This is a genomic window from Limibacillus halophilus (assembly GCF_014191775.1).
GTDB lineage: Bacteria > Pseudomonadota > Alphaproteobacteria > Kiloniellales > CECT-8803 > Limibacillus > Limibacillus halophilus.
Map to the genome: position 1 here is coordinate 265,939 of NZ_JACHXA010000004.1, position 24,709 is coordinate 290,647.

22 protein-coding genes are annotated in these 24,709 nt (G+C 52.2%); 15 read left to right on the forward strand and 7 right to left on the reverse strand.

Translation table 11 applies throughout. The features are described 5' to 3' along the window. The first annotated feature begins 3 nt into the window (after positions 1-3). From FHR98_RS09340 to FHR98_RS09355, 4 genes are read left to right on the forward strand one after another with little or no spacing between them, the layout of a single operon-like run. Positions 4-438, forward strand: a complete 435-nt coding sequence (locus FHR98_RS09340) for a hypothetical protein (protein ID WP_183416407.1) — start codon at positions 4-6, stop codon at positions 436-438. Then, positions 439-897 (forward strand): hypothetical protein, encoded by a 459-nt coding sequence (locus tag FHR98_RS09345; RefSeq protein ID WP_183416408.1) that lies wholly within the window; start codon positions 439-441, stop codon positions 895-897. A gap of 29 nt (positions 898-926) precedes the next feature. Then, the gene (locus tag FHR98_RS09350) at positions 927-1,562 is read left to right on the forward strand and encodes a hypothetical protein (protein WP_183416409.1); all 636 of its coding nucleotides are present in this window, start codon (positions 927-929) and stop codon (positions 1,560-1,562) included. A 7-nt stretch (positions 1,563-1,569) separates the two neighbouring features. Beyond that, positions 1,570-2,163 carry a hypothetical protein gene (locus tag FHR98_RS09355; protein WP_183416410.1) on the forward strand — a complete coding sequence of 198 codons (594 nt, stop codon included), beginning with the start codon at positions 1,570-1,572 and terminating at the stop codon, positions 2,161-2,163. 252 nt (positions 2,164-2,415) lie between these two features. Here the strand turns inward: FHR98_RS09355 and FHR98_RS09360 are convergent, their stop codons facing one another. Continuing rightward, entirely contained in the window at positions 2,416-2,601 is a 186-nt protein-coding gene (locus tag FHR98_RS09360; RefSeq protein WP_183416411.1) for a hypothetical protein, read from the reverse strand. Positions 2,602-3,246: 645 nt separating this feature from the next. On the opposite strand from FHR98_RS09360, the gene FHR98_RS09365 reads away from it, so the two are divergent. From FHR98_RS09365 to FHR98_RS09395, 7 genes are all read left to right on the forward strand, one after another. Further along, positions 3,247-4,212 carry a hypothetical protein gene (locus FHR98_RS09365; RefSeq protein WP_183416412.1) on the forward strand — a complete coding sequence of 322 codons (966 nt, stop codon included), beginning with the start codon at positions 3,247-3,249 and terminating at the stop codon, positions 4,210-4,212. A 4-nt stretch (positions 4,213-4,216) separates the two neighbouring features. Continuing rightward, complete coding sequence (locus tag FHR98_RS09370) at positions 4,217-6,199, forward strand: gp53-like domain-containing protein (RefSeq protein ID WP_183416413.1); 1,983 nt, start codon at positions 4,217-4,219, stop codon at positions 6,197-6,199. 9 nt (positions 6,200-6,208) lie between these two features. Next, a complete protein-coding gene (locus FHR98_RS09375) occupies positions 6,209-7,075 on the forward strand; it encodes a DUF4376 domain-containing protein (protein ID WP_183416414.1) in 867 nt (288 codons plus the stop codon). A gap of 76 nt (positions 7,076-7,151) precedes the next feature. Then, positions 7,152-7,463 carry a hypothetical protein gene (locus FHR98_RS09380; protein ID WP_183416415.1) on the forward strand — a complete coding sequence of 104 codons (312 nt, stop codon included), beginning with the start codon at positions 7,152-7,154 and terminating at the stop codon, positions 7,461-7,463. After that, positions 7,414-7,896, forward strand: coding sequence for a D-Ala-D-Ala carboxypeptidase family metallohydrolase (locus FHR98_RS16835; RefSeq protein WP_183416416.1), 483 nt, complete (start codon positions 7,414-7,416; stop codon positions 7,894-7,896). The genes FHR98_RS09380 and FHR98_RS16835 overlap by 50 nt, the downstream gene beginning before the upstream one ends. Beyond that, positions 7,844-8,344 carry a 3TM-type holin gene (locus tag FHR98_RS09390; RefSeq protein WP_221205820.1) on the forward strand — a complete coding sequence of 167 codons (501 nt, stop codon included), beginning with the start codon at positions 7,844-7,846 and terminating at the stop codon, positions 8,342-8,344. The genes FHR98_RS16835 and FHR98_RS09390 overlap by 53 nt, the downstream gene beginning before the upstream one ends. A 404-nt stretch (positions 8,345-8,748) precedes the next feature. Further along, positions 8,749-9,603: a crotonase/enoyl-CoA hydratase family protein gene (locus tag FHR98_RS09395; RefSeq protein WP_221205821.1), complete on the forward strand. Its 855-nt coding sequence runs from the start codon at positions 8,749-8,751 to the stop codon at positions 9,601-9,603. Between the two features lie 48 nt (positions 9,604-9,651). Here FHR98_RS09395 and FHR98_RS09400 read toward each other — a convergent pair whose 3' ends face one another. From FHR98_RS09400 to gpmA, 4 genes are all read right to left on the reverse strand, one after another. Beyond that, positions 9,652-12,387, reverse strand: coding sequence for an ATP-binding protein (locus FHR98_RS09400; RefSeq protein WP_183416418.1), 2,736 nt, complete (start codon positions 12,385-12,387; stop codon positions 9,652-9,654). 211 nt (positions 12,388-12,598) lie between these two features. After that, positions 12,599-14,182: an ATP-binding protein gene (locus FHR98_RS09405; RefSeq protein ID WP_183416419.1), complete on the reverse strand. Its 1,584-nt coding sequence runs from the start codon at positions 14,180-14,182 to the stop codon at positions 12,599-12,601. A gap of 240 nt (positions 14,183-14,422) precedes the next feature. Beyond that, positions 14,423-14,701, reverse strand: a complete 279-nt coding sequence (locus tag FHR98_RS09410) for a hypothetical protein (protein ID WP_183416420.1) — start codon at positions 14,699-14,701, stop codon at positions 14,423-14,425. Next, positions 14,694-15,449, reverse strand: a complete 756-nt coding sequence (gpmA, locus tag FHR98_RS09415; protein ID WP_183416421.1) for a 2,3-diphosphoglycerate-dependent phosphoglycerate mutase — start codon at positions 15,447-15,449, stop codon at positions 14,694-14,696. The genes FHR98_RS09410 and gpmA overlap by 8 nt, the downstream gene beginning before the upstream one ends. Before the next feature lie 192 nt (positions 15,450-15,641). On the opposite strand from gpmA, the gene FHR98_RS09420 reads away from it, so the two are divergent. Together FHR98_RS09420 and FHR98_RS16580 are read left to right on the forward strand one after the other, a co-directional pair. Beyond that, positions 15,642-16,517, forward strand: a complete 876-nt coding sequence (locus tag FHR98_RS09420) for an alpha/beta fold hydrolase (protein WP_183416422.1) — start codon at positions 15,642-15,644, stop codon at positions 16,515-16,517. Positions 16,518-16,586: 69 nt separating this feature from the next. Beyond that, entirely contained in the window at positions 16,587-18,065 is a 1,479-nt protein-coding gene (locus tag FHR98_RS16580) for a DUF502 domain-containing protein (RefSeq protein ID WP_221205822.1), read from the forward strand. Between the two features lie 9 nt (positions 18,066-18,074). Here the strand turns inward: FHR98_RS16580 and recG are convergent, their stop codons facing one another. Beyond that, positions 18,075-20,156, reverse strand: a complete 2,082-nt coding sequence (recG, locus tag FHR98_RS09435; protein WP_183416423.1) for an ATP-dependent DNA helicase RecG — start codon at positions 20,154-20,156, stop codon at positions 18,075-18,077. Between the two features lie 85 nt (positions 20,157-20,241). On the opposite strand from recG, the gene FHR98_RS09440 reads away from it, so the two are divergent. Together FHR98_RS09440 and mfd are read left to right on the forward strand one after the other, a co-directional pair. Further along, positions 20,242-20,523 (forward strand): succinate dehydrogenase assembly factor 2, encoded by a 282-nt coding sequence (locus FHR98_RS09440; protein WP_183416424.1) that lies wholly within the window; start codon positions 20,242-20,244, stop codon positions 20,521-20,523. A 6-nt stretch (positions 20,524-20,529) separates the two neighbouring features. Next, entirely contained in the window at positions 20,530-24,024 is a 3,495-nt protein-coding gene (gene mfd, locus FHR98_RS09445; protein WP_183416425.1) for a transcription-repair coupling factor, read from the forward strand. Between the two features lie 4 nt (positions 24,025-24,028). Here mfd and FHR98_RS09450 read toward each other — a convergent pair whose 3' ends face one another. After that, positions 24,029-24,676: a DsbA family oxidoreductase gene (locus tag FHR98_RS09450; RefSeq protein ID WP_183416426.1), complete on the reverse strand. Its 648-nt coding sequence runs from the start codon at positions 24,674-24,676 to the stop codon at positions 24,029-24,031. Positions 24,677-24,709 lie beyond the last annotated feature (33 nt).

Below are 24,709 nucleotides of genomic sequence, written 5' to 3' on the forward strand. Positions count from 1 at the left end.
TCCGTGGAAATCGTCGAGTTTGAAAGTTGGCACCTGGAGCATCTGCACCTTCAGGAGGCACAAAGCTACATGATTTCCTATTTCACACCAGAGTATGGATCGCTGTTGGAAAAAGCGGGACCATCCTTCACGGCGTTGCACCAAGGAACACCAAAAGCGGCGGCGGGAATTGTGATGTGCCATCCCCATCGCGCACTCGCATGGGCGTTGCTCAGCGCGATGGGACCACGGCATTTTCTACCCGTACATCGTGCGGTTCGGGCTTTCCTGGACCGCCAGACAATCCGCCGCATCGAAGCCAATGTCGATGTTTCCTTCCAACAAGGTCACCGTTGGATCCGCGCGCTTGGCTTTGAACTGGAGGCGGCAAGAATGCGTGCCTATTCGCCGGAAGGACGAGACTACTCACTCTATTCACGCATATACAAGGAGGTATGAATGACAGGGTTTGAGCCGCTGATAGCGGCGGGTCTAAGCGCGGCCAGTTCGGCAGTAGGTGCTATTTCCCAAGCCCAACAGGCCAGCGCCCAGGCTGATTTCCAGGAACATCAAGCCAACATCGAGAAGCAAAATGCCTTCCTGGCACGGGAGGCCGCTGGGTTTGCTGCAGTCGGACAGCGAGAGCAAGGCCGCCGGGCGTTGGCGAGACAGCGATCTAGCATCGGGCGTAGTGGGTTGCAGCTTGCCGGCACACCATTGGCCGTTATCGAAGACCTGGCGGTGGCGGCTGAAACAGAAGCGCTCACGAAAGAATTTGAAGGAGAGATAAACGCACGTGACGCTGAATTGCGTGCGCAAGAGGCCTTGTTTCGCGCCAATCAAACCAAAAGCGGGATCGGGGCAGGTCTACTCGGGGATTTTCTCCAGATCGGGAGCGGTGTCGCCGGCGCTTTGTGAATCGTAAATTCTATAATGGGATTGCCTAAATGAACTCAAAAAACAGAACCAGCAACGGCTTAAAGCCTTGGACCAGAGTTATCAAAGAACAGCAAGAGTCGCTGGAAAGCTTGCAGCGGTCTTTGGGGTTGCTCCGTGAAGAAGAAAATCGCTTAGCGGCTAAGGTGGCAGTTGAAGCTCAGGAGGGACTTGGTCTTGCGTTATCACGGCTCCGCGAAGACATCAGAAGTAACTTAGAACAGCAGCAGCTGGCCGAAAGGACCCTTGACGGCGCTGCAATCCTTGAACGGGAGCAGGACGAGCAGGCTGCGCTCAGCAAAAGAAAGCAACAGTTCAAACAGGCCCGGCGCCTGGCACAGCAACGCGAATCTTTGGCCGGTGACATAGAACGCGGCGTTGCCGCAATCGCCAAAAGCTACAGAAAGTTAGAGGAGCTTGGCCGAAAGCTTGCCGAGGTAACTCCAGAGCAACCTGGATGGCTTCGCGCCATCCACCCCGCTTACGGCGATCCACTTCTGCGTCACTTACGGCTCGCGTTTTTGCAAGTCGGTTTGAAGCTCGACAGCAGTCATTTCGTGGATAGCGGCCAGCTTGCCCAAGAGCTCAAGTTTCGCGCCCGTGTTGTTGGCGATGATCGCGCCTATCTGAACATTGAGAAGGAGTAATAGGTTCATGACCTTTCGGTTTGATAGCGACGAGGACAACGAGCGGGCAGTCTTCGATGCCTTTAAGAAGGCTCAACGCTTAAAGCGTAGCCAAAACGAAGCGACGGAATCTGAGATGTCTGAGGAGGAATCTCCGGCAATTTTCAAACACGAGGTCGTAAGCGACCCCGATAAAACTGATCTGGGCCAATCTCCGAAAGAGAACCCTGTTGCAGAACCGGTAGCACCAGGCAGTCCCGACGAGTATCTGATTTCCTTTGGCGATCATCATGACTCCAATCTGGAGAAGAAAGCCCGCGAGTGGTTTTATCAAGTAGGGTTACCCATTGGCACAGCCAAAGCGATCTCCTCTCTCCATAACTTGCGTATGGAACAAGAACTCTCAGCCGTAGAACTAGAGCAGGAACGTTTGTCTGTTGAGCGGCGCTTGCGCGGTGAGTGGGGTGATATAAATTTTGAGAAGCGGATTGGAATGGTCCGCGAACTACTTCGCAAAGTGAGCCCGGAAGCGATTACCCTCCTGGAACAAAGCGGCCTGGGTAACGATGAACACATGATTCGCCGCCTCGTACGCTTTGCGGAGTCCAAGGTCGTACGTTAGGCGTTCGATCACACGCAACCCATCAAAGGAAATTCAGCAATGCCGTCGATCCCTATAAAGGGGGCCGGCGCAGCTTTAGCGTCGCCACCAAATCGAGACCCCGCACGTGGAGGTGAGCGCACGCATAGCCGCCGTCTTCCAATTCTCAAATCGGCACCACTAAGCAACGTTGATGTAAAGCGGCAAGCCAGAACGCTAGATGCCATTGAAAGGCTCGAACAGGCAGGCTTCATGGCAGAGGTACTCAGCAGATTACGTGAGTCCTTCACCGATCGCCTTCGACGCGATATAGCCGAAGGCCGCACAAATGGCGCGGTCGAGCGACTGCTCGAGGCGTTTGATCAGGAAGTCAGCGATATACAGGACGGCGCCATTGATCAAAATGAATTCGTCGAACTGCCCTCGCTGTCGAGGCTCCGAGAAGCCTTGTCCGCGCAAGCAAGAATGGCAATCTCTCGAAGCCGAATCAGCGCGAGGCTTGATCAAGTCGCTGCCATCCTAAAGCAGCAAAGCGATTTAAGTAGAGAAACACCAGAAGAGCTCGCCAGTATTCTGAGTGAGTTTGAGGCACTCACCGATAGTATGGGCCTAACAGCCACGGAAACCGCACGCTTCCTAAACAGCGGCAGGGTACAGATCGCGCTTGCTGCCGCGTTGGCACTGATTGAACGAGCACCCCGGACGGCCGTCAACGCCATTATGTCGGGACCGTTGAAGGCTATTCTCCCGTCGCCATTGCGGCAGAATCTTTATGCAGCGGCTACGAACCGAGTTGAGGAAGAAGAGCATCGAGCCAAAGCCTTCGCACGCAGGGGCGAGGCCGCAGTTGACGACGTAGACGCCCTGCTCGTCAAACCCTCCCTTGAGGATGCGCAATCGCTTGATGCTGAACCGGTTCGATTCGTCGCGAGTGCGAGAGCTTTTCTCTCTCAACCGCTTGATAGTCAGAGCGCGGCGCTGCGGCGCAAACTTGCTCAGACAAGTCAGACCCAAAAGCAGCGAAGCGAATTAGTCAAACAGTTGCGACTACATCACCGACTTCGAGAGCGTTTGGAGAACCAACCGCTCGAGGCGGCGGCACTGATGGGTTTAGAAGAGTCACCAAAGCCATTGGACTTCACTTCGCCCGAATCCCTCCGGGAACGGGGAGATACAATTGACCGTCTCGGCGCAATCCTTGAGATCGAGCTGACGCCGCTTGATGGCACTGAAATCTGGCAGCTCATAGAATTACTGAGCACCGCTGATGCCAAAGCGCTTCATGCCACGTTGATAGCTCTTCGCGTTGGCTTAGGTGAGTCAATGACTGCTCGCATTGCCAATCGGATGTTCATAATCCGACCGGCGCTCGCTGTGGCCCTGGCCCGTCTTGAGTTACAACCCTCAACGTCACTTGCGATAACCAAAGGTCTTCAAGATACTTCCGGCGCAAGCAAGGCGATTCTGAAGCTTCCAAAGCTGGGTCAGGAGGACGCGCCTGAGATCATCGCCATTTCTCAGAAGGCTCCAGCGCTCATGGAAGCTCACTGGATAGCAGCAGCGGCGTTGCTATCTCAGGATACAGCTTTCGGCCTGGAAGGCGTTTCACCGGCTAGGATGGTGGCTGCCCTTCATCAAGTGTCAGGTGCGATTGGTCCCGACGGCATAGGTATCTTTCTATTCCGTGGCCATCCCATCATTACTCCACGAGGCGGACTGAGCGCCGAAACGCTAGATCATTTTTTAAAAGATTTAGACGAGTCCGATTTGGCCGCTTTCGGAAATGGTAGCCCGCAACAAGAAAATGATGAACCCGCTTCTGCCAAAGAAATCCTGGAGAAAGCGCCTGTAGCAAATCGTGGCTTCGGTTATCTCGGGTTTTTCGGCTCTCAGGGGCAACTTCTGCTACGCGGAAACAGACAGGATAGAAGCACAATCCCGCGTGAACCCTTTGAGTTTGATGCCATCAGAGCAATCCGATCTAGGGGAATAAGTCAATTGTCGGGCGACAAGTCCAAATCTAAAGCCACCTTCGAATCGGCTCCGGAAATCGTCACCACCCAGGAGTAAAGGCATGTCGGTTACAACCGAAACAAACAAGATTTTTTATGAAGGTAACGGAATCACCGATACCTTCTTTTTCCCCTTTCCTGTACTGGAAGCTGAACATCTTAAAGTCAATCTGAGAGCACCTGACGGAACTGAAACCGAATCACTGTTAGATGCTACGGATGGTCACTTTGTGCTTTTAGAAATGCAGGGCGAGGCAGGCGCATCAGTTACATTTACGAGCCCCCCGCAAGACGAACACCTCGTTCTTATCCGTCGGATTGTACCTTTGACACAAGATGCGGAGTACACAGCCGGAGACCCTTTCCCCGCTGAGTCACACGAACGAGTGTTAGACCACAGAGCGATGGCTGAGCAACAACTTCAAGAGCAGTTAAGCCGTGTCATTAAGGTTCCAGAGACCGATCAAAGCGAAGATTTGCTACTGCCAAATGAAATCGTTAGGGCAAATAAACTTTTTGGATTTGATGACCTGGGTGCGCCAGAGGCCGTAACGAAAGAATCGCTGATCACCGACGTCTTATCAGTACATGACGATGCAAGCTTCGTAGGTACGATCGGCGTCAACAAGCCGCTCAATTTTGCTGCGAATCTTAGTGCCACTCTCGATGCATCAGGAGGGGTCGCGGTTGCGGTGGAAGGCGGGCAAGGATCGGGGCTTGATGCTGATCTCTTCGATGGACGTGACAGTGCTGACTTCGCCAAGCTAGGAGCGGCAGATGCAAACCTCTTCTTGGGGGAACAGACCTTCAATCACAATGTCACCTTTAAAGCAGATCAAGCGATTGTCAAATTCAATGGCGGCGCGGGATCAAGCAACACCGACTGGAATCTGCGGCTTATAGACGAAGGTGAAGCCGGGCCGATTCCCCCAACCTTGATGCTTGGTTATGAGACTGGCACCAACAGCAATTGGGCCCTTCAGATCACACCGTCAGCGAAGATCCTCCGGTCAGATTCGGACGGGCTTTTTTATGACGGCAAGCTTCTAGCATTTGATACCGGGAACCCCGGAAACGTGCCTGATGCAAGCACGACGGAGAAGGGGATTATAGAAATTGCAACGCAAGCTGAGGTGGATAGTGGGGGCGATAGCGAACGCGCGGTAACCCCAACGACACTAAATACCTGGGCTGCTGGTGCCTCGGGATTCTTACCCGTGACCGGTGGCACGTTAACCGGGAATCTTAGGTTGGCGAACGACAATGGAATCATAGAAATTGCCCGTGGCGACGGCACTGTTGCCGCAAGTTGGTGGACACCTGTAGGGGAGCCGGAAAAGCCGCGGTTCAGGGTGCATGATCCGGCGGACCCAAACAATTGGACCGCTATGCGATTGGAACATCAAGGGGACCTTTTCTGGCGTGGGTTAAAACTTTGGGGTCAACACAATGACGGTAGCGGTTCAGGATTGGATGCTGATTTACTGCATGGATTCATCCAAAGTGATCAACCGACCGCGAACACGCTAGCGCGCCGTCAAAACGACGGATCGCTACTTGCGCTAACGGAAATTAGCGCGCAGGCGCCGGTCGCCAATGGAGAGAGCGCTTTTGTCTTGCGTGGCGGTGGCGGTGCTGTGCGAAGTGAAATTCGGTATGACGGCGTTACGGAAGGGCTATCCCTGCGGCTCTTTGGAGGCGCCGGAACATTGCGTAACGAGATTTCGCTGAACGCGGATGGCTCTATTTCCATAAATGGCCAACCCCTGTTGACCGGGGGAGAAGGTGTGCTCGCCGATCCGGGGTATCAAGTCTTCGGCAACGGATTGATTTTGCAGTGGCTAAACGCCGCTGCGGGCCGAGGCGTTCCAAAATTCGCGGCGTTCCCGATGACATTCCCAAATGCCGTGCTTGGAGTGGTAACGGGTGAAACTGGCGGCGATGCGGTAGTTGCCGCAGTCACTGCATCTGGCGTTTCCCTGCAGGGTCCTGCGGGCGCGGAAGCCCCAAACACAAGCGCCTTTTGCCTTTCAATAGGATATTGAGGAGGAAAAATGTCCAGGTACTACGCTCGAGTAGACACGGTAGGGCGCGTCATCGGATTCTATTCAGATGATGTGCACGGCCCCCGTCGGATCAAAATTGTAGACCCATCGTTCAATAAAGCGACGACGCCGGAGGGTGATTGGCCGGTGGTTACGGTAATTGACCATGGATTTGATCCTCGCCCCCAACCGAAAGGTGATTGGCCAACGGTTCAAGCACCTAATCCCGGGTATGAATCCAACCAGCCAGTTGGTCCGCAGAATCAGAAAACAATCCTCATAGCCGACCCGAACTTCGAACCCCCAACCGTCATCGTGCGGGATGAAACTTTTGAACCTCCATACATTGAGATCAGCAATCCTGAAACGAAGATTCCTGCTGAGGCTTTCGAAATCAGCGTATCGACTTGGCAAGCCTGGCTCGCCGATACCGCTAACCAAGTTTGGGACTTCAGTCTCAATGCCGGGTCAGGAGATCTAGTTCCGCGTGAGATTCCGTTGGAGGAGCGGCGCAACACTAAAATCGTAGCCATTCATGCTTTGCGGGAGGCAAAGACAAAGCCAGGTACGATCTCGATCGATGTAGGTTCAGGCCGTTCAATTCCTGTCGATGTTCGCGGGGAACGTGACTTCCGAAATATTCTAGGGTTGGTCACAGCGGCTCAAAACGGTGCTGGTCCATTCCAGTTTCGTGATGCGATGGACCATGTTCACACCATCGATACCGGGGAAATGGTGCGGCTCGGGCTTGCGGTGCAACGTCATGTTTCGGCTGTTTATGAAGCATCCTGGCGGCATAAAGACAATCTTGCCGCTCTGGATGACATTGCATCGATCGACGCCTATGACATCGAGCCCGGTTGGCCCATTCCCTAAATGCTCAAACATCGGCCGCCTAAACCGACCAAAGCATGCCGCTAATCCAGAGCGGCATTTTTTATGGAGATTTTCTATGAAACCACCGCAGCTTGAGGCACCAAGCGGCACGACGCAGCGATCAAACTTTGAGCGACACGCTCAGACACTGCTGGCTTCGATCCTGGTAGGCCTGGTCGGATGGGTCGGCCTTACTGTAACCCAGGGACGAGAGGAAACAATTCGCCTACAGGAGCGGGTCGAATACCTAGCCGAACAACTGGGGGAGTTGAGAAATAAGCTGGAGCAGGGTGTTTCGCGCACTGAACTATCCGCCCTTCGACAGAACCTAGCCGATCATGAAACGCGACTTCGCAGTTTGGAGCAAAGGGGGACGTCTGTTGATTGATCTAACATCCTGGATTGATGCAGACCCAATCGAATGGCGATGGCCTCATTTTTCACCTCGGGAACTGGCCGAGCGTTCCTCAAAATGGGAAGAGGGACGAAGCCCTCTAAGGATTAACGAGAATTTCTTGGATCGCCTGGAAGCCTTAAGAATGGCCTTCGGCAGGCCCCTAATCGTGACTTCCGGTTACCGCAGCCCGGAACACAACAAGCGGGTTTCCAGCACCGGAAATAGTGGGCCGCACACATCAGGGCGCGCTGTCGATGTCCACATTTATGGGAGTGCGGCCTTTGACTTGCTGGATGCGTCTTTAGCCCATGGCTTTACCGGTATAGGCCTCCAACAAAAGGGACCTGTGTCGAGCAGATTCATTCACCTAGATGACCTACCAGGCAATGACACACGCAAACGGCCTTGGATTTGGAGCTACTAGAAAAGGACTAGAGGAAGAAATGATACCAGCGCTACTCGTAGGCCCCCTCGCAAAACTAGCTGGCGACTTAATTGATAACCTATTTGAAACCGAAGAAGAAAAAGCCGCAGCTCATGTAAAACTAATTCAGTTGGATCAAAAAGGCCGGTTACAGGATATGCAGATTCAGTTATCCGCGATTTTGGCCGAAGCAAGAAGTGATGACCCCTGGACCAGCCGAGCACGGCCAACGTTCCTCTACCTCATGTATGCTGTGCTTGTGTTCCTGATCTTTTTTGGCGCGCCATTGAGTGTGTTCTATCCGGAAGAGGTTACGGCTGCAGCCAAGGCGGTTTCAGAACTGCTCAATGCCATTCCTGAGCCGGTGTGGTGGCTTTTTGGAACAGGTTACCTTGGATACACCAGTGCACGAACCTTAGATAAATGGAAACGGCCAACGCCCAAATGAGGAAGGGTTCAGGCACCAAACTCCGGTAATCCAATCACGCATGCGCGCATCGGTCTCTATTATACTCCCGAAAATCTTGGTGTTACTTTTGAGGAGCTACCGAAAGGTCATCGAATCAAGAACAGTTTGGTTTCAAAATAGTTAATAAAATATTAATTTTTGGAAAAATCTTAACAAAACTGTTAAGGCTTTAGTAATAAGTCTTAATCTTATCTAAAACTATTTGTACAATCTTATTTTTTCTCTTAACCTACGATTAACAACAACCCGTACCGGGAGTATTCTGGGCAATGGAAGCACCCGCTGAAAAGCATCATGGGTTCAAACGTGAGTTGCGAGAAGAACCTCGAATAGTATCCGATCAGGCAACTCAGAGGATTGAATCGGCAAAAGCTTGGCCTCGGATGATTGGCTGGCTTGCCAAGACCAAGGATTACGAACAGGTTGAAGTCGATTTGGACGAAGAGAGTCAAATCCTCTGGTGTTATATGTCACCTAAGGGTCGCCCGAGCGTTACGCCCGGCTTAGCCAATGAAGCAAGACAACTGCAAGAAGGCATTCGCCACTGTTATCAACGCGGCGACGCTTCCTCCATTCCGTTCAAGTACATGGTTTGGGGATCAAGCGTACCGGGTGTGTTCAACTTGGGTGGTGACTTGAAGCTTTTCGCACAGTTGATTCGAGAGGGTCGAAGAGGCGATCTCCTTGCTTACGCAACAAACTGCGTAGATGTGGTTTATGCGAATGCGGTGAATCTCGAACTTCCTGTCATTACGATTTCCCTCATTCAGGGAGACGCATTGGGTGGTGGGTTCGAAGCAGCAATCTCTGGCAACGTTGTCATTGCGGAAAAGAGTGCAAAGTTTGGTCTTCCGGAAGTCTTGTTTAATCTTTTCCCTGGAATGGGCGCCTACAGCCTAATTTCCAGGCGGATTGGACCAGCGCAAGCTGAGCGCATGATCTTCAGCGGTAAGGTTTACAGTGCAGAAGAGCTTTATGAACTGGGCCTTGTCGACATGATCGTTGAGGATGGAACAGGGCAAACGGCCGTAATGGACTACGTGAGCCGTAACGTTCGTCGGCACAATGCAAATATTGCGGTCTACCGCGCACGCCAACGGATCAATCCCTTATCCTATGAAGAACTCTATGAGATCACAGTGGACTGGGTCGACGCTGCACTTACGTTGACCGACTCAGACCTTCGCCGTATGGAGCGCTTGGCAGGAGCCCAAGACAAACGCCGCCTCGGCAGATGAGGGCATAAAGGATAACCGTTAAAAAGGGCCGCATGCAGCGGCCCTTTTTTAATCCTCAAACCGCTCTACGAAAGCTTGAATTTCCGCTCGTGCAGCTTGGAAATCTAGGGATATTTGCTCGGCTAGCCCAACACAACGTGATTCAAACTGTCGTGGTGTCAGGCGCCGAATATCCTCGAGGCGCTTCGTAAGTGTGATAGCGCCGACGCTGCGCGCCGTTTCGTGCAAATGCCCCGTCAATTCCATGAACTTTTTGTACTGCTGACTTTGGGCTGCAAGCTTGATACGGGTCACCAGACGTTTCCCATCAGCATCAAATGCATCAGACAACTCAATCACCAAAGAACGGCCCTCTTCATCGTCAACTAGGCGTTCCAGTATCTCGTTGTCTAGTACAGGCAACTCTTCGCGCCCATTGAATCGCGGATGCGTTACAATCTTACCGGTTAGCATTTCCGGCGCACCCAGTGGTCGCTCCTCGCCATCCTCGGGCAAGGCATACTCTTCTATTGCTCTGACAAGCCGAGAAGGCTCAATGGGCTTAGTGAGACACGCATTCATCCCAGCTTCCAACGCCGCATTCCGCGCCTCTGACGTAGCATCAGCGGTGATTCCCAAAATCGGAATTTGACGGCCGCCCAATCGTTCCATTCGGAGCATCTTAGCCGCTTCAATCCCGCTCATCCCGGGCATATGCATATCCATGAGAATGATATCAAACTTACTGTTATCGACTGCCTCAAGGGCCTCTTCACCATTGCCTACCAATGTCGTTTTGAAGCCAGCCCGCTCCAACGTCATACCAATTACCCGTTGGTTGATGGGGTTATCTTCGGCAACCAGAATCGAAAGTTGCCGCCTTGGAGCGTCGGCGACAGGCTGCTTGACCGTAGGAGATATGCCACTTGTGCCGTTGTTCTTTGAACCAGTGGCTTGTTGATTAGAAGTTTGGTTCTGTCCCACGTTCGCAATCGAAGCGGTAGCGGTTCTTTGACCCAACTGCGCCTGTTCAACCGCACCCGTGGGTTCCAAGAAGGCTTCCGTCTTGCGGTCTGCACTCAGGCCCGCATGAATCGCATTCCTCAGGATGATTCTGTCTTCCGGGGTCGCGATCACCGCAATAAACTGACGCTTGACGGCAAGAGAGCGCAAGCTATCCATCTCCCTTGCAATCAAGACCTTTGGCACGCTGACTCCTACTGCACGTCCCGCAGCTATTGCTGATACAGCGTTACCCGGCATCTTCCGAGCATCAAGGACCAATACCTGCGGGAGTCGATTATCGCCAGCCCAACCTTCTGATAGGTGCTCTGCAGCAACCTTCGGATCCTGACATTGTGTTACGGCCAACCCAAGAGACCGTAACTGTGTTGCTAAGCCGGAAGTCGCCCGAGAGAAGGATAGCAGGACCGCATGACCACGCAGGGTCAAATCAGCGTCTTCCTCTTCGATCCCGGATAGTTCGAACGGCAACTCGAACCAGAAGGTACTGCCCTTGCCGACAACACTATCGACGCCGATTTCGCCGCCCATCAGTTCGACAAGCTGGCGAGAAATTGCCAATCCTAAACCTGTGCCGCCGTAGCGGCGCGTGGTTGTATCATCTGCTTGCGTGAAGGTTTCAAAAATTCGACTGCGCGCTTCCGGTGGCAAGCCAATGCCGGTATCGGAAACCTCGAAGCGCAAATGCACCCGCTTATCATTACCTCCCAAAAGGCGAACCTCGGCAAGCACGCCGCCTTGGTCGGTAAACTTTATCGCGTTGGACGACAAATTGATGAGGATCTGACGCAGGTACTGCGCATCACCGCGTAACGCAAAGGGAATACGGGGGTCTATATGAACTTCAAAGAAAATACCCTTGCTGCGCGCTTGATTGTCGATGATCTCATACACTGCGTTAAACACGCTGTGCAGGTCGATGTTCTCAACGTTTACCGAAGCTTTCGCCGATTCAATCCGGGAGATGTCCAGAATATCGTCAATAAGTGCAAGCAACGATTGTCCTGCCGTTGTGACAGAACGGACCATCTCTTTTTGTTCCTGGTCCAGATTAGTACTACGCAACAACTCGCTCATGCCAATGATAGCATTTAGCGGTGTTCGTAGTTCGTGGCTCGTGTTTGCCAGAAATCGGCTCTTGGCACGGCTAGCTTCTTCTGCTTGTGCTTTCGCGCGACGTAACTTCGCCATCAAGGTGGACGCGTAAGCCGGCAATATAATCAGCGCCAACCATAGTCCGGCAGCCAACTCTGGTTGCGCCAACCAGTAATCCGACATGCCGATGACAAAGGAGAAACCAACCAGGCTGCTAATTGTCGAAACCAGCAGATACTGCTCGCCGTACCTAAAACCATTTCCAAAGGCGACCCAAAGATAAATTGGGTACCAAAAAGCTGTAAAAGCGCCACCCGTAATCAGAAATGCGGTCAGTGACACCATGTCGCTAACCATGCCGCAGTAACGCCGAACCGGGGAGGGGGCAGGCTTCCAAACAATGTGTGCGAAAATGGCGATCGTTACGACCATGCCTGTGCTGGCAATGATCATCGGGTATCGCACTTCGGGGACGTAAGGCGGAGACATTCCAAGGGCCAGCACGATGCCGCCGCAGTAGGCAATCGTCACAAAGCCAAACACAACACGAATCAGCGCTTGCTCGTGCTCGCTGTCAGCACGATTGCTTAGCCGCTTAACCAGCCAACTGATTAGCCCATCATGAAACGGGTCGCTTGACGGCATAATGCGCTCGGCGGTCTCCAACTCTATATCTTGGCGTGCCATTCGCCGATGGCTTTACCACTATGTATATAGACCATACTTGGTCTTAAGATCGTGTTACAAAGCGATGATTTATTGCCTCGTAATCACCCGCGATCTTGGGCTGTTGCAAAGAGTCGTGTAAAGTATCTTTCAACATATAGCGAGTGCTTCGCCGATCTTTGCTCTATATAGTGATTGTGATAACTAATGCTGGCTAGCGTCGGCAGCGTTCTCAGTGAGATTCATCGAGCAGCCTTGTTAGCTCTTTTTGCAAACTGAGGCGGTCAATCGGTTTTTCGAACATAGCGCGAATTCCCACCGATTTCCATATTGAGGGGAAGGTGACGGCCATATCTCCGGTTACAAGGACTATGTAGATAGATTGGTCGATGCTTTGTATCTGCGCCGCGATTTCAAGGCCGCTTGAATCCGGTAAGTTCTGATCAAGCAATAACACGTCGTAGTGCTTAGTTTTTATTTTTCTAAGACCGTCTTTACCAGTTGATGCAAAGTCGATTTGTGCGACGAGTTGTTTCGCAATGAAGCCGTAAACGCGCCTAGTGAAGGGATCGTCATCAACAACAAGAATTTTTCGGGTTTTTACATGGGGCCGGGTTTTCAAAACGAATAACTTTTTGCTAGTGCCCCCATCACCTTCAATTTCCGTAGCCTTCTTCGATAGGGGTAGGTCGATCTGGAACGCGGTGCCTTGACCAAGCATACTATCTACCTTCAGTTCACCGCCCATGATCGCTATAGTTTCTCGGCAAAGCGCGAGCCCGAGACCATGCCCCGCCCGGTGCTGACAGTGGTGTTCTTTAGCCTGTACATACCGCTCGAACACCGCGTTTTGCGACCTATGAGAAATTCCAATCCCGGAATCTCTCACGTTAAAGCGAAGAATAGGTTCATGACACCTACCGCGCGCTCCAGTCTTCTTCAGGCTAACGGTTAAGGATACCGAACCGTGGTCGGTGAATTTGACGGCATTGGAGATAAGGTTAATCAAGATCTGATCAAGCTTTGCACCATCACCGAACCAAATTTTGGGAACCTCAGGCGCAATGTAGGAGACAAAGTTTAGCCCTTTCTCCAACGACAGCGCATGGCCAACATCTGTAATATCCTTTAGCCGTGAACGTAGATCGTCATTAGTTCGATCTATTGTCAGGCTCGAGTTCGAAAGGCGATCTCCATCAAGTACCTGATCCGCACAGGTTCTAAGAACCCTGCAGGAAGCCTTTAATAATCGCAGAAGTTGCCTTTGTTCATCGCTGATTTCTGTCGCTTGCAAAACCTCGACAGTGCTGATTATGCCGCCGAGGGGCGCCTTAAGGTCATGAGATGCAGTGACAATTTGTTCTTGTGCCACTGATGACCGTGGGACAGGCATTTTGTCACCTGAGTCCCGTTCCGCCCGCGCCTTTATCCAGAATAAGCGTGAAGACCAAAGTAACCAGGGTACAAGTACCAAGCCAAACACTGGCGAGAGAAGGGGTATAAAAAGCGTAGTTGAGGTGTCTAGAAATAAGGCCGCCGCTTGCCGAAACCTACCATCGCTTGGACGACAAACGAGATGGAGGAACACGGACTGAGCACCAAGGTGAAAGCCGAATGCTATCGAAGTAAAGGCGCTGAGCGCTAGTGGATCGCCTTTGAAAGCCGTCTCGAAATGTTGCGATGAAACAACGAAGAAAAAGCTCAGGACAATACGAACGAGCGCGTCATGATAATCATCACGATTATCACGCCGCAGTCTTCCAAACGTCTCGCCAAGGACGAGGCCAATTGATCTGCTTACGGTTGTATTAACCATAACGACCTGAGGTGAGCTTGTCTCTTGCACCTTTGAATTGGACGGTTGGTTCCATTAGCAACGCCCCCACACCCAGCTTTTCTCGATATCTCGGTTCTTCGACAGCTCAATTTGAGCCACTCATGCCGAGATGAAACGAAAAGGGTAAAAGGCGCTACTTCACAAAACTATCGTTGAATTGCCCAATTTTGTATTTTGAATCTACTAAAAATAGCATAGTAATTATTTAGTTCGTGTTTACTAGCGGTCGTTGTCCTCATTCTTAGACGACGGTATCCCGGCCACAATATCGTCATGCCCGCTTCGGTTGCTCACAAACACCAAAACCATGAGTCCGCCGCCTACGAGGAGTGTTAGAATACTACCGCCGATCAATGCGATGAACCCGTGAGTGCTCATCTCGCCGCCGTCCATCGAGACCCAAATCCGATATGCCCCCACGACGGAAACGACAAGCAAGATGCCCAGCGTGAGAGCCAGAGCAACTGACTTAAAAGATATTCTGCGTTCTTTACTCATTGTTTGCTTTGCCTTGATTGGCAACGGCTAAAGCGGCGGCTTCTATTGCCGCTGTATCCCCAAGGTATCGCTTATCCAAGACGGTCAAAGCTTCACCAAATCGGTAAACCAATGGAACCGCTGTTGGAATATTCAGGCCTGTTATCTCTTCCTCGGACATGCCGTCTAGATGTTTGACGATCGCACGGATGCTGTTTCCATGTGCGGCAACGAGTATGGTCTCTCCTGCAGTTAGGTGTGGTTCAATCTGGGCGCGCCAGTAGGGCAACACACGATCAAGAGTCATCGACAAACTTTCACCGACAGGCAGTTTCTCAATCGGTATATTCTTGTAGCGTCTATCCTTTCCAGGATGTCCGTCATCGTTCTCTGCCATCATCGGAGGCGGTGTATCAAAACTGCGACGCCAAATCAGAACTTGATCTTCACCGTACTTAGCTGCTGTTTCAGGCTTGTTTAGTCCTTGCAATGCGCCGTAGTGACGTTCGTTAAGCTTCCAACTATGCTCAACGGGGACCCACATTTGGTCCATTTCGTCGAGTGTAATCCAAAGCGTCCTAATGGCGCGCTTTAAGACGGAAACAAAAGCTCGATCGATCTGAATTCCTTGTTCCAACAAGAGCCTACCCGCCGCTTCGGCCTCCAAGCGCCCTAGTGGTGTGATATCCACATCAACCCAACCGGTGAATCGGTTCTCAAGGTTCCATTGGCTTTGTCCGTGGCGTAGCAGTATCAGAGTCCCAGTCACTAAGTGAGCCTCCCAGTATGATCAAGGAAATCCTTATGGAACATGGTCGGACCCGCATTTCAAGCGCCCATTGGTCGCAGATGCTGTTAGCCTCCAATAAAACCGGCGTCACAACGCTTCATTTGACGTGTGGCGACAATTCTATGCGACGATTTCAGTTAACCCGTCTTCGTAGCGGTGAGAGCAAATCTGATGTTTGAAAGTTTCTCTGAGCAAGTAGTCAATACCGACGGAGCGGATATTCTGGTCCGTTTGGGTGGCTCAGGCCCACCGTTGTTACTTTTACACGGCTATCCTCAGACAGGTGCAATGTGGGCAAAAATAGCCTCTGATCTTGCCAGTAGTTTTACGGTCGTTGTACCCGATCTTCGCGGTTATGGACGATCATCAAAACCAGCCAGCGCGGACGATCACAGCCCTTATGCCAAGCGGGCCATGGCTGCGGATCTGGCCGAGGTCATGACTTACCTTAATTTTGAAACTTTTAATTTAGCCGGACACGATCGCGGAGCGAGAGTCGCCCACCGGCTTACCTTGGATTTTCCGAACCGAGTTAAAAAACTTGCCGTGTTGGATATTGCTCCGACGCTCACCATGTATGAACGAACGGACATGGAATTTGCCACAGCTTATTATCATTGGTTCTTCCTTATCCAACCATTTGATCTTCCCGAACGTATGATTGGCGCCGATCCTGAGTATTATCTCGAGAAGAAACTCGGTCAGTGGTGTAGAACCGAAGGGACTTTCTCAGGCCCGGCTTTGGCAGAGTACAAGCGCTGTTTCTCTGATCCACGCACAATTCACGCGAGCTGTGAAGACTATCGAGCGGCAGCTACAATTGACCTTGAGCATGATAAAGCCGATATCCAGCGTAAAATCACCTGCCCATTGCTTGTCCTTTGGGGGGCGAAAGGAGTTGTGGCGCGGACTTATGATGTTCTGGGAGTTTGGCGCGAACGCGCGGACGATGTCCGAGGATACGCGCTCGAATGTGGTCATTTTGTTCCGGAAGAGGCTCCAGATGGAACGCTTCAAGCGTTTCAGCATTTTTTTGGACCAGCGTGAATTTGCTTGGAACACAAAGACGTCAATCACAATATCAAGCGCATCCTTTTTTTAAGGTGAAGAGACGTAATGACCTCGCCTCGTGATACTCAACGAGATACCAAGAGCAAGCGCCGATCGCGCCCGGTAAAGGCGAGCAATCCGCTTGTTGTCCGTTTACGCCGTTACTTACTTGCGGGCGTCTTGGTGACAGCGCCGATCGGCATCACGCTCTGGCTTATCTGGCAGTTCATTTCCTTTGTGGATGATAAGATCGAGCCGTTGGTTCCTGCACGCTGGGATCCACAAACATACCTCGTCGAGTTTTTCAATTTACCCTTCGACATTCCCGGGTTTGGCGTCCTTTTTGCGCTGCTTGGGCTGACTTTTATCGGCTTCCTTGCTGCCAACTACATTGGCCGGCACATCATGAGGTTCGGTGAAAATTTGCTCAATCGAGTTCCCGTTGTTCGTAGTATCTACGGATCCATCAAGCAGGTGCTTGAAACTCTGATTAATCAGGAAACCTCTGCTTTTAGGCGCGTTGTCTTGGTTGAGTATCCGCGTGAAGGAAGTTGGGCAGTCGGCTTTGTAACCGGTGAAACCGAAGGGGAAGTTCAGCGATTAACTGATGCGACCACCATCAACGTCTTTATACCGGCCACCCCAAACCCCACGACGGGATTCTTACTGTTCATCCCAAAAGGCGAGGTTCATGACCTTGATATGTCCGTAGAGGCCGGTGTTAAGCTTGTAGTGTCGGGCGGCATCGTCATGCCACCTGCCAGCGCAAAGAACTCAAAACAAGCAGACCTGCGTCTTTCCAAAGAAATGCTGAAGCCTGAAGTGACTGAGGTGCGCAGGACCGGGCTTTTGACACGGCTGCGAAACTATTTCCTAACCGGTATCCTGGTCACTGTTCCATTCGGCATTACGGCTTGGCTTGGGTGGGAGTTTCTCGGGTTTATAGACAGCAGAGTTGTACCTCTCATACCGGCAAACTGGAACCCGGAACATTACTTACCGTTCTCTATTCCCGGTCTTGGAGTCATTGTACTTCTCACCGGATTGATATTGGTTGGCATGACCGCAGCCGGGTTCCTTGGTCGAGTAATGGTCCGGACCGCCGACCGCATGCTAGGAACATTGCCGGTTGCCCGTTCGATTTACGGAGCGACAAAGCAAATCATTGAAACCATCATTGCCCAGCAGTCCAACGCCTTTCGCGATACGGTCCTAATTGAGTATCCAAGGCGCGGGTCCTGGGCAATCGGCTTCATTACGGGCCAAACCGAAGGCCACGTTCAGGACGTGACACAAACGGAAATGGCCAATGTCTTCCTGCCTACAACACCAAACCCAACCTCAGGTTTTTTGCTGTTCATTCCCAGAGAGGAAACCATTCTCCTGGATATGAGCGTTGAAGAAGGTCTGAAAATGGTGATCTCGGGGGGAATCATCACACCTGCCGACCATGGAGCCGATGATGACGGGGACGATGAACCAGATATGTCATCGGACGCACCCCAAGAAGCTCAAACAACCTCCGGTGTCCGCAAGCGGGCGTAAAACAAGCTTTCAACCGGATCGTATATAACGTACCGCAGCATCGCGCTCAAAGAGATAGAGGAGGGTGCGTAATGCTGCTCCGCGCTTGCTGTCCATCCAGCTGTCATTCTCGACAATCAACTTGGCATCACTTCTGGCAATCGCAAGCAGATCATCGTGCTGTGTCAGATCGGCGACACGGAACGAAGGCATGCCGCTCTGTCGGGTGCCCAACACCTCTCCTGCACCTCTCAGTCTCAAATCTTCCTCTGAAATAACAAAACCATCTTCGGTTTCACGCATGATCTCCAGGCGCCTGTGCGCAGTTTCTCCTAAAGGCTTTTGATACAATAACAAGCAAACTGACTGATCACCGCCGCGTCCGACCCTGCCGCGCATTTGATGCAACTGAGAAAGTCCAAAGCGTTCAGCGTGTTCGATAACCATGACCGTTGCATTCGGTACGTCGACGCCCACTTCAATCACAGTTGTAGCAACAAGGACAGCCAACGACCCGGCTTTGAAGTCGGCCATGATCGAGTCTTTCTCCGCGCTTTTCATCCTCCCGTGAACCAGTCCTACTCGGTCTCCAAAAACCTTTCGCAGCGTCTCATAACGCTGATCAACCGCGGCCAGATCGCTGGTTTCGGACTCCTCAACGAGCGGACAAACCCAATACGCCTGCGCACCGCTCTCTACTGCCCGTCGCAAACCATCTACGACTTCAGATAATCGCTCTATATCCAAGGTTCTCGTATCGACCGGTTTACGTCCAGCTGGCTTTTCTAGAAGACGTGAGGTGTCCATATCACCATAAGCAGTCAACATAAGGGTTCGTGGAATTGGTGTTGCAGTCATGACGAGGACATCCACATCCTTCCCCTTGCCGGCAAGCATCAAGCGTTGATGAACGCCAAACCGATGTTGCTCGTCGATCACGGCCACCGCGAGCTTGCTGAAATCTACGCCGTCTTGAAACAAAGCGTGGGTGCCAACCGCGATTGCTGCCCGGCCAGACGCAATTGCTTCAAGTGTTTGCCGCCGGTCTTTTGCCTTGTCCTTACCGGTCAAGAGAACAACTTCAATTCCAAGGTGCGCAGTGAGTGGACGCAGGGTTTCATAATGTTGGCGCGCCAATATTTCCGTTGGCGCCATCAAGGCGGCCTGCTGCCCGGCCTCGACGGCGATGAGCATCGCTAAAAGCGCAACCACGGTCTTGCCGCTACCAACATCACCCTGGAGCAACCGCAGCATCCTCGATGGTTTGGCAAGATCTTGCTCGATCTCCATAACCGCTTCCGCTTGTGACCGGGTGAGCGAGAAGGGTAAGGCTTCCTTTACGGATGATCGGAGCGACCCGTCTCCCTTCAAAGATTTGCCGGGTGTGCGCCGTGCAGCTTTTCGTACGATCAAAAGCGCCAGTTGGTTGGCAAGAAGTTCGTCGTAAGCCAATCGTTGCCGGGCGCACGAACCTGGCTCTACATCGCTGCTGTTCGCTGGATTATGAGCTTGGAGCAAAGCATCGGACCAACTCGGCCAATTTCGCTTCTGAACAAATACCGGATCAAGCCACTCAGGAAGAACGGGTACATGCCGTAGAGCCATCCTGATGGCCTTGGCCACAGTTTTTTGAGGTAGGCCAGCGGTGAGGGGGTAAATCGGTTCCAAGCGAAGCAGTTGTCCAACCTCATCCGGTTTAACTACATGATCCGGGTGAGTCATTTGCGCCTGGTGATTGAAAAGCTCAAACCTGCCGGATACCGCAACTTCTTTGCCGGCAGGAAGAATCCGTTCCAAATAATCCGGGCGCGCATGAAAGAAAATCAACTCAACACGACCGGTTTCATCTTCGCAGACAACTTTGTAAGGCTGGCGGCGGCTTGCGCCGGGACGATGCTCACATACACGAACCAGCAAGGTGGCAACGCGCCCGGGTTCAGCCTCGCCAATTTTTGGGCTGTACCGACGATCAATTACATTAATGGGAAGGTGCCAGCACAGGTCCAGCACTTTTGGCCCGGCTAGTTGCTCAAAAAGTTTAGCGAACCGAGGACCGATTCCCGGTAGGTTGGTAAGGGGTACGAAAAGCGGATAAAGCGGTTCAGGTCGCAAGATACTTCCTCATCGGCGCAGATTGAACGCTGACAGCGTAACGCTATCGCTTTATATCCTAGCCCGAGATGAGGACTGAGCGACAATGACTGATGCAGACTTTCGCCATGACGACCTAGATACGCGACGCAAAAGGCTGCGCTACCGTGCTTGGCATCGTGGAACCAAAGAAGCTGATTTGCTGATTGGCCCTTTTGCTGATAGCGAATTAGCCAACATGGATCACAACCAAATGGATGACTTCGAGGCTGTCCTTCGTTTGCCTGACCCGGCGTTAGTTCGATGGTTAACAGGTCAAGAAGCGATTCCCGATGATGCCAACTCACCAGTCATGAAGTGGCTGCTAGCCTTCCAGACAAAAAGTTGATCTAGGATGCCCAAAGATTTTCTTACGCCGGGTGTCGCATGGATACTCGAACATGCACTCGAAGGCCCTGATGCGTGGTTTCTAGCCGGAGAAAGCCCGTTAGTACCGGTGGAGGGTGTTCAATTTCATGTTGCGCGAGACGATGCGCGGTTAGCCCGCCTTGCTGAGTTAATCAGGTTCTTTGCACCAAATAGGGAGGTTATAGAGTTTCCTGCGTGGGACTGTCTCCCCTATGACCGTGCTGGTCCGCACAAAGACATCGTCGCGCAGCGGTTATCGGCTCTTTCGCGATTAAAGGCCCTTAGCTCGGACAGCAATTTAGTTGTTTTGACCACGGTCAACGCCGTAATGCAACGCGTCGCACCTCCAAGCCTGTTTGATGGACGCCTCCTTCATTTGAAAAAAGGGAGCCGGATTGGAACCAACGATCTTCAGAGCTTTCTGACAGAAAACGGATTTCTGAGGGTCGATACGGTAGGCGAACCCGGGGAGTTTGCGGTTCGAGGGGGCATTCTGGATATATACCCGTCCAACGCAGCGTTGCCGCTTAGGTTGGATTTCTTTGGTGATGAACTAGAACGGATACGGCCTTTCGACCCTTTGACGCAGATTTCGGAAGGTAACTGTCCGGATTTTACCCTGATGCCAGTCAATGAACTTATTCTAGACGAAGCTAGCAAAGGGCGCTTTCGCACGCGATATCGAGAAATTTTCGCAACGACGGGCATTGGTGATCCCTTATACGAAGCGGTTTCGGAAGGGCGACTGTACCAAGGGATGGAACACTGGCTGCCACTGTTTCACGAGCGGATGGATACGGTCTTTGACTACTTGCCAGATACTGCGGTAATCACGTTGGATCCACGCTTTGATGAAGTTCGGGAAACACGCTTGGAAACAATTTCTGATTTCTACCAAGCGCGACAGCAAACACCGGTGATTGAAACGAAAGCCTCCGCCGATTCCGGCCGCTACCATGCGCTTCCACCGAATTCTTTGTACCTAAGCGATACAGAAATTCGCGACAGGTTGGCACAGTTTTCCTGCGGACAACTTTACGAGTTTGCGGCGCCGGATACAGATGACCATGTGAAAGTATCGCTCGGCGGCGGCCCCGGCATGAACTTTGCTGAAGAGCGTGCACTCGGCTCCACCGCGGTTTATGAACGTTTAAAAAGGGAACAGCGGGTCGCTGCTGGTTCCGGCCACCAACTGGTGGTGACGGCATCCACACCGGGGCGCCGAGAACGCTTAGCCGGATTGCTTCACGAACATGACCTTACTTCTGTGGTGTCGATTGATACTTGGCAAGAGGTGAAGGATCTTCCAAAGGGCGCCATTGCTGCTATTCCATTGGGGAACGAGCAAGGCTTTGAAATTGATGGCAAGCTGTTTATTAGCGAGCAGGACTTGCTTGGCGAACGAATCGGTCGTTCCGGACTTCAGAAGCGCAGAGCCGACAATTTCCTTCGAGAAGTTTCGAGTATTTCCGAAGGCGACCTCGTGGTTCATGTGGATCATGGAATTGGGCGCTACGAAGGCTTGGTCACTCTGGATGTAACCGGAGCCCCACATGATTGCCTGAAAGTGGTGTATCACGGCGGTGATAGGTTGTTTGTTCCGGTCGAGAACATTGATGTCCTATCACGCTATGGTTCGGATGGCGCGCAAATTGAACTGGACCGATTAGGCCAGGGTCAGTGGCAGGCGAGGCGCGCTCAGGTAAAAAAACGACTTTTGGAAATAGCAAAAGAGCTAATGTCGGTCGCGGCGAAGCGCGCCCTGCATCACGTAGATCCCGTCCAAATTCCGGCTGGAGCTTATGAAGATTTCTGCGCGCGTTTTCCCTACCCGGAAACTGATGACCAACTATCTGCGATAGCTGCAGTTGCCGAAGATCTCGCCTCTGGCAAGCCCATGGATCGTTTAATTTGCGGCGATGTTGGTTTCGGCAAGACAGAAGTAGCCCTAAGAGCAGCTTTCTTAGTTGCATTGTCGGGCCAACAAGTTGCCATCGTTGCGCCAACCACGCTTCTGGCGCGTCAACATTATCGCACTTTCCTTGAGCGCTTTGCAGGCTACCCGGTTCGCATAGGAATGCTTTCACGATTGACGAGTCAACGCGATGCGACACTGGTTAAAGATGAATTGGCAAAAGGGACATTGGATATCGTTATCGGCACACATGCCCTCTTAGCAAAGTCGGTAGCAATTCCACGGTTAGGGCTGGTTATCGTTGATGAGGAGCAGCACTTCGGCGTGAAACAGAAGGAGCGGATGAAGCAGTTACGCGCGGATGTCCATGTATTGACGCTGACGGCTACACCCATTCCCCGAACCCTTCAACTGGCTATGTCCGGTTTGCGGGAAATGAGCTTGATCGCAACACCGCCCGTCGACCGCCTTGCAGTCCGAACCTTCGTTTTGCCTTATGACAACGTCATCATTCGAGAGGCAATTCTGCGAGAGCACAATCGCGGCGGGCAGGTTTTTTATGTTTGCCCAAGAATTGAAGACCTCCAGCAACTAGCCGATGGCCTGGATAAGTTAGTTCCCGAGGTTCGTTTGGCTGTTGCCCACGGACGCATGAGCGCGACAGAACTCGAAGCCGTAATGAGCGGCTTTTATGAGGGTCGCTTCAATGTCCTTTTATCGACAAACATCGTTGAATCGGGACTGGACATACCGACAGCCAATACACTCGTCATTCACCGTGCCGATATGTTTGGCTTAGCCCAGCTCTACCAATTACGGGGCCGGGTAGGGCGTGGAAAGCTGCGCGGTTATGCCTACCTTACACTTCCAGCTAGTCGCCTCTTAAACAAAACCTCAGAGCGGCGCTTGCACGTCATGCAGACACTCGATCATCTTGGGGCTGGCTTCACGCTGGCCAGTCACGACATGGATATCAGAGGTGGCGGCAATTTACTGGGAGAAGAACAGTCTGGGCATGTTCGGGAAGTGGGCGTGGAGCTTTATCAACAGATGCTTGAGGAAGCCGTAGCCACAGTGAAAGACGAAGGCTTTAGATCAATGGATGGCGAGGTTAACTGGAGTCCGCAGATTAATGTCGGCACGTCCGTACTTATCCCAGATAGTTACGTTTCCGACTTGGATGTGCGCTTGGGACTTTATCGCCGCCTTTCCGAGTTACAAAACACGCCAGAGGTCGAAACATTTGCAGCGGAACTAATCGACCGGTTCGGTCCTATTCCCGAGGAAGTCGAGAACTTGCTCGAGATCATGCAGATCAAACAACTTTGCAGACACGCCGCCGTAGCAAAAGTGGATGCCGGCCCAAAAGGTGCTGTGCTGTCGTTCCACCAAGATAGTTTCGCAAACCCCGGCGGCTTGATCGAATTTATTTCCAAACAGGTGGGAACCGTTCAATTGCGCCCCGACCACAAGCTCGTATATCGGCGAGGTTGGCCGGGTGCACGGGAGCGCCTCCGGGGTGTACGCAACCTCATTAGCCAACTAGCTGCCCTAGTTGCTGCCTAACCTACTATTCGCTGGCTGATTGTTCGGCAGCAGCGGCGTTCAGGCTATCCATTACCTTCATCAATACCTCGGGATCCTGAGCGCCTGAGACAGCGTAACGGCCGTCGAAGATAAAGCAGGGGACGCCTTGAATTCCCTGCTGGCGGGCAAACAGGTCCTCAGCGAGGATTTCTTCCTTCAAATCTTCACCTGCCAAAAACTCTTCAACCTCGGCACGGTCTAGCCCAACTTCAACAGCAATCTCGGCCAACTGCTTCCGGTCACCAATGTTGGCTCCCTCAGTGAAATAGGCCTGGAAAAGCCTTTCAACCAATTCTTCCTGCTTTCCAATGTTAGTCGCAAAGCGAACCAAACGATGGGAATCCACGGTGTTCGGGGTTCGTGAAATTCGGTCAAAGGCAAAATTCAGAGCTTCCGAGCGACCGACTTCTTCAATCCGGCTGTACACTTGTGATGCGCCCTCCGGCCCTCCGAACTTTCTCTCAAGATACTCCGTCCGATCCATCCCGGCGGAGGGCATTTCCGGATTTAACTGAAAAGCGCGCCAGTGAATCTCAACTTCTTCTCCTCGTGATTCAATTGCCTTCTCCAGCCTACGCTTTCCGATAAAGCACCAAGGGCATATCGTGTCGGAGAAGATATCGATTCGCATCGTCGCATCCTTTCAATCGCCCGCATTGGACTG

Bases quoted from the DNA above. Each gene is read 5' to 3' on its own strand.
- FHR98_RS09345 (WP_183416408.1), top strand. From the start codon at position 439: ATGACAGGGTTTGAGCCGCTGATAGCGGCGGGTCTAAGCGCGGCCAGT.
- FHR98_RS09350 (WP_183416409.1), top strand. From the start codon at position 927: ATGAACTCAAAAAACAGAACCAGCAACGGCTTAAAGCCTTGGACCAGA.
- FHR98_RS09355 (WP_183416410.1), top strand. From the start codon at position 1,570: ATGACCTTTCGGTTTGATAGCGACGAGGACAACGAGCGGGCAGTCTTC.
- FHR98_RS09365 (WP_183416412.1), top strand. From the start codon at position 3,247: ATGGGTTTAGAAGAGTCACCAAAGCCATTGGACTTCACTTCGCCCGAA.
- FHR98_RS09370 (WP_183416413.1), top strand. From the start codon at position 4,217: ATGTCGGTTACAACCGAAACAAACAAGATTTTTTATGAAGGTAACGGA.
- FHR98_RS09375 (WP_183416414.1), top strand. From the start codon at position 6,209: ATGTCCAGGTACTACGCTCGAGTAGACACGGTAGGGCGCGTCATCGGA.
- FHR98_RS09380 (WP_183416415.1), top strand. From the start codon at position 7,152: ATGAAACCACCGCAGCTTGAGGCACCAAGCGGCACGACGCAGCGATCA.
- FHR98_RS16835 (WP_183416416.1), top strand. From the start codon at position 7,414: ATGAAACGCGACTTCGCAGTTTGGAGCAAAGGGGGACGTCTGTTGATT.
- FHR98_RS09390 (WP_221205820.1), top strand. From the start codon at position 7,844: ATGACCTACCAGGCAATGACACACGCAAACGGCCTTGGATTTGGAGCT.
- FHR98_RS09395 (WP_221205821.1), top strand. From the start codon at position 8,749: ATGATTGGCTGGCTTGCCAAGACCAAGGATTACGAACAGGTTGAAGTC.
- FHR98_RS09400 (WP_183416418.1), bottom strand. From the start codon at position 12,387: ATGGCACGCCAAGATATAGAGTTGGAGACCGCCGAGCGCATTATGCCG.
- FHR98_RS09405 (WP_183416419.1), bottom strand. From the start codon at position 14,182: ATGGTTAATACAACCGTAAGCAGATCAATTGGCCTCGTCCTTGGCGAG.
- FHR98_RS09410 (WP_183416420.1), bottom strand. From the start codon at position 14,701: ATGAGTAAAGAACGCAGAATATCTTTTAAGTCAGTTGCTCTGGCTCTC.
- FHR98_RS09420 (WP_183416422.1), top strand. From the start codon at position 15,642: ATGTTTGAAAGTTTCTCTGAGCAAGTAGTCAATACCGACGGAGCGGAT.
- FHR98_RS16580 (WP_221205822.1), top strand. From the start codon at position 16,587: ATGACCTCGCCTCGTGATACTCAACGAGATACCAAGAGCAAGCGCCGA.
- FHR98_RS09440 (WP_183416424.1), top strand. From the start codon at position 20,242: ATGACTGATGCAGACTTTCGCCATGACGACCTAGATACGCGACGCAAA.
- mfd (WP_183416425.1), top strand. From the start codon at position 20,530: ATGCCCAAAGATTTTCTTACGCCGGGTGTCGCATGGATACTCGAACAT.
- FHR98_RS09450 (WP_183416426.1), bottom strand. From the start codon at position 24,676: ATGCGAATCGATATCTTCTCCGACACGATATGCCCTTGGTGCTTTATC.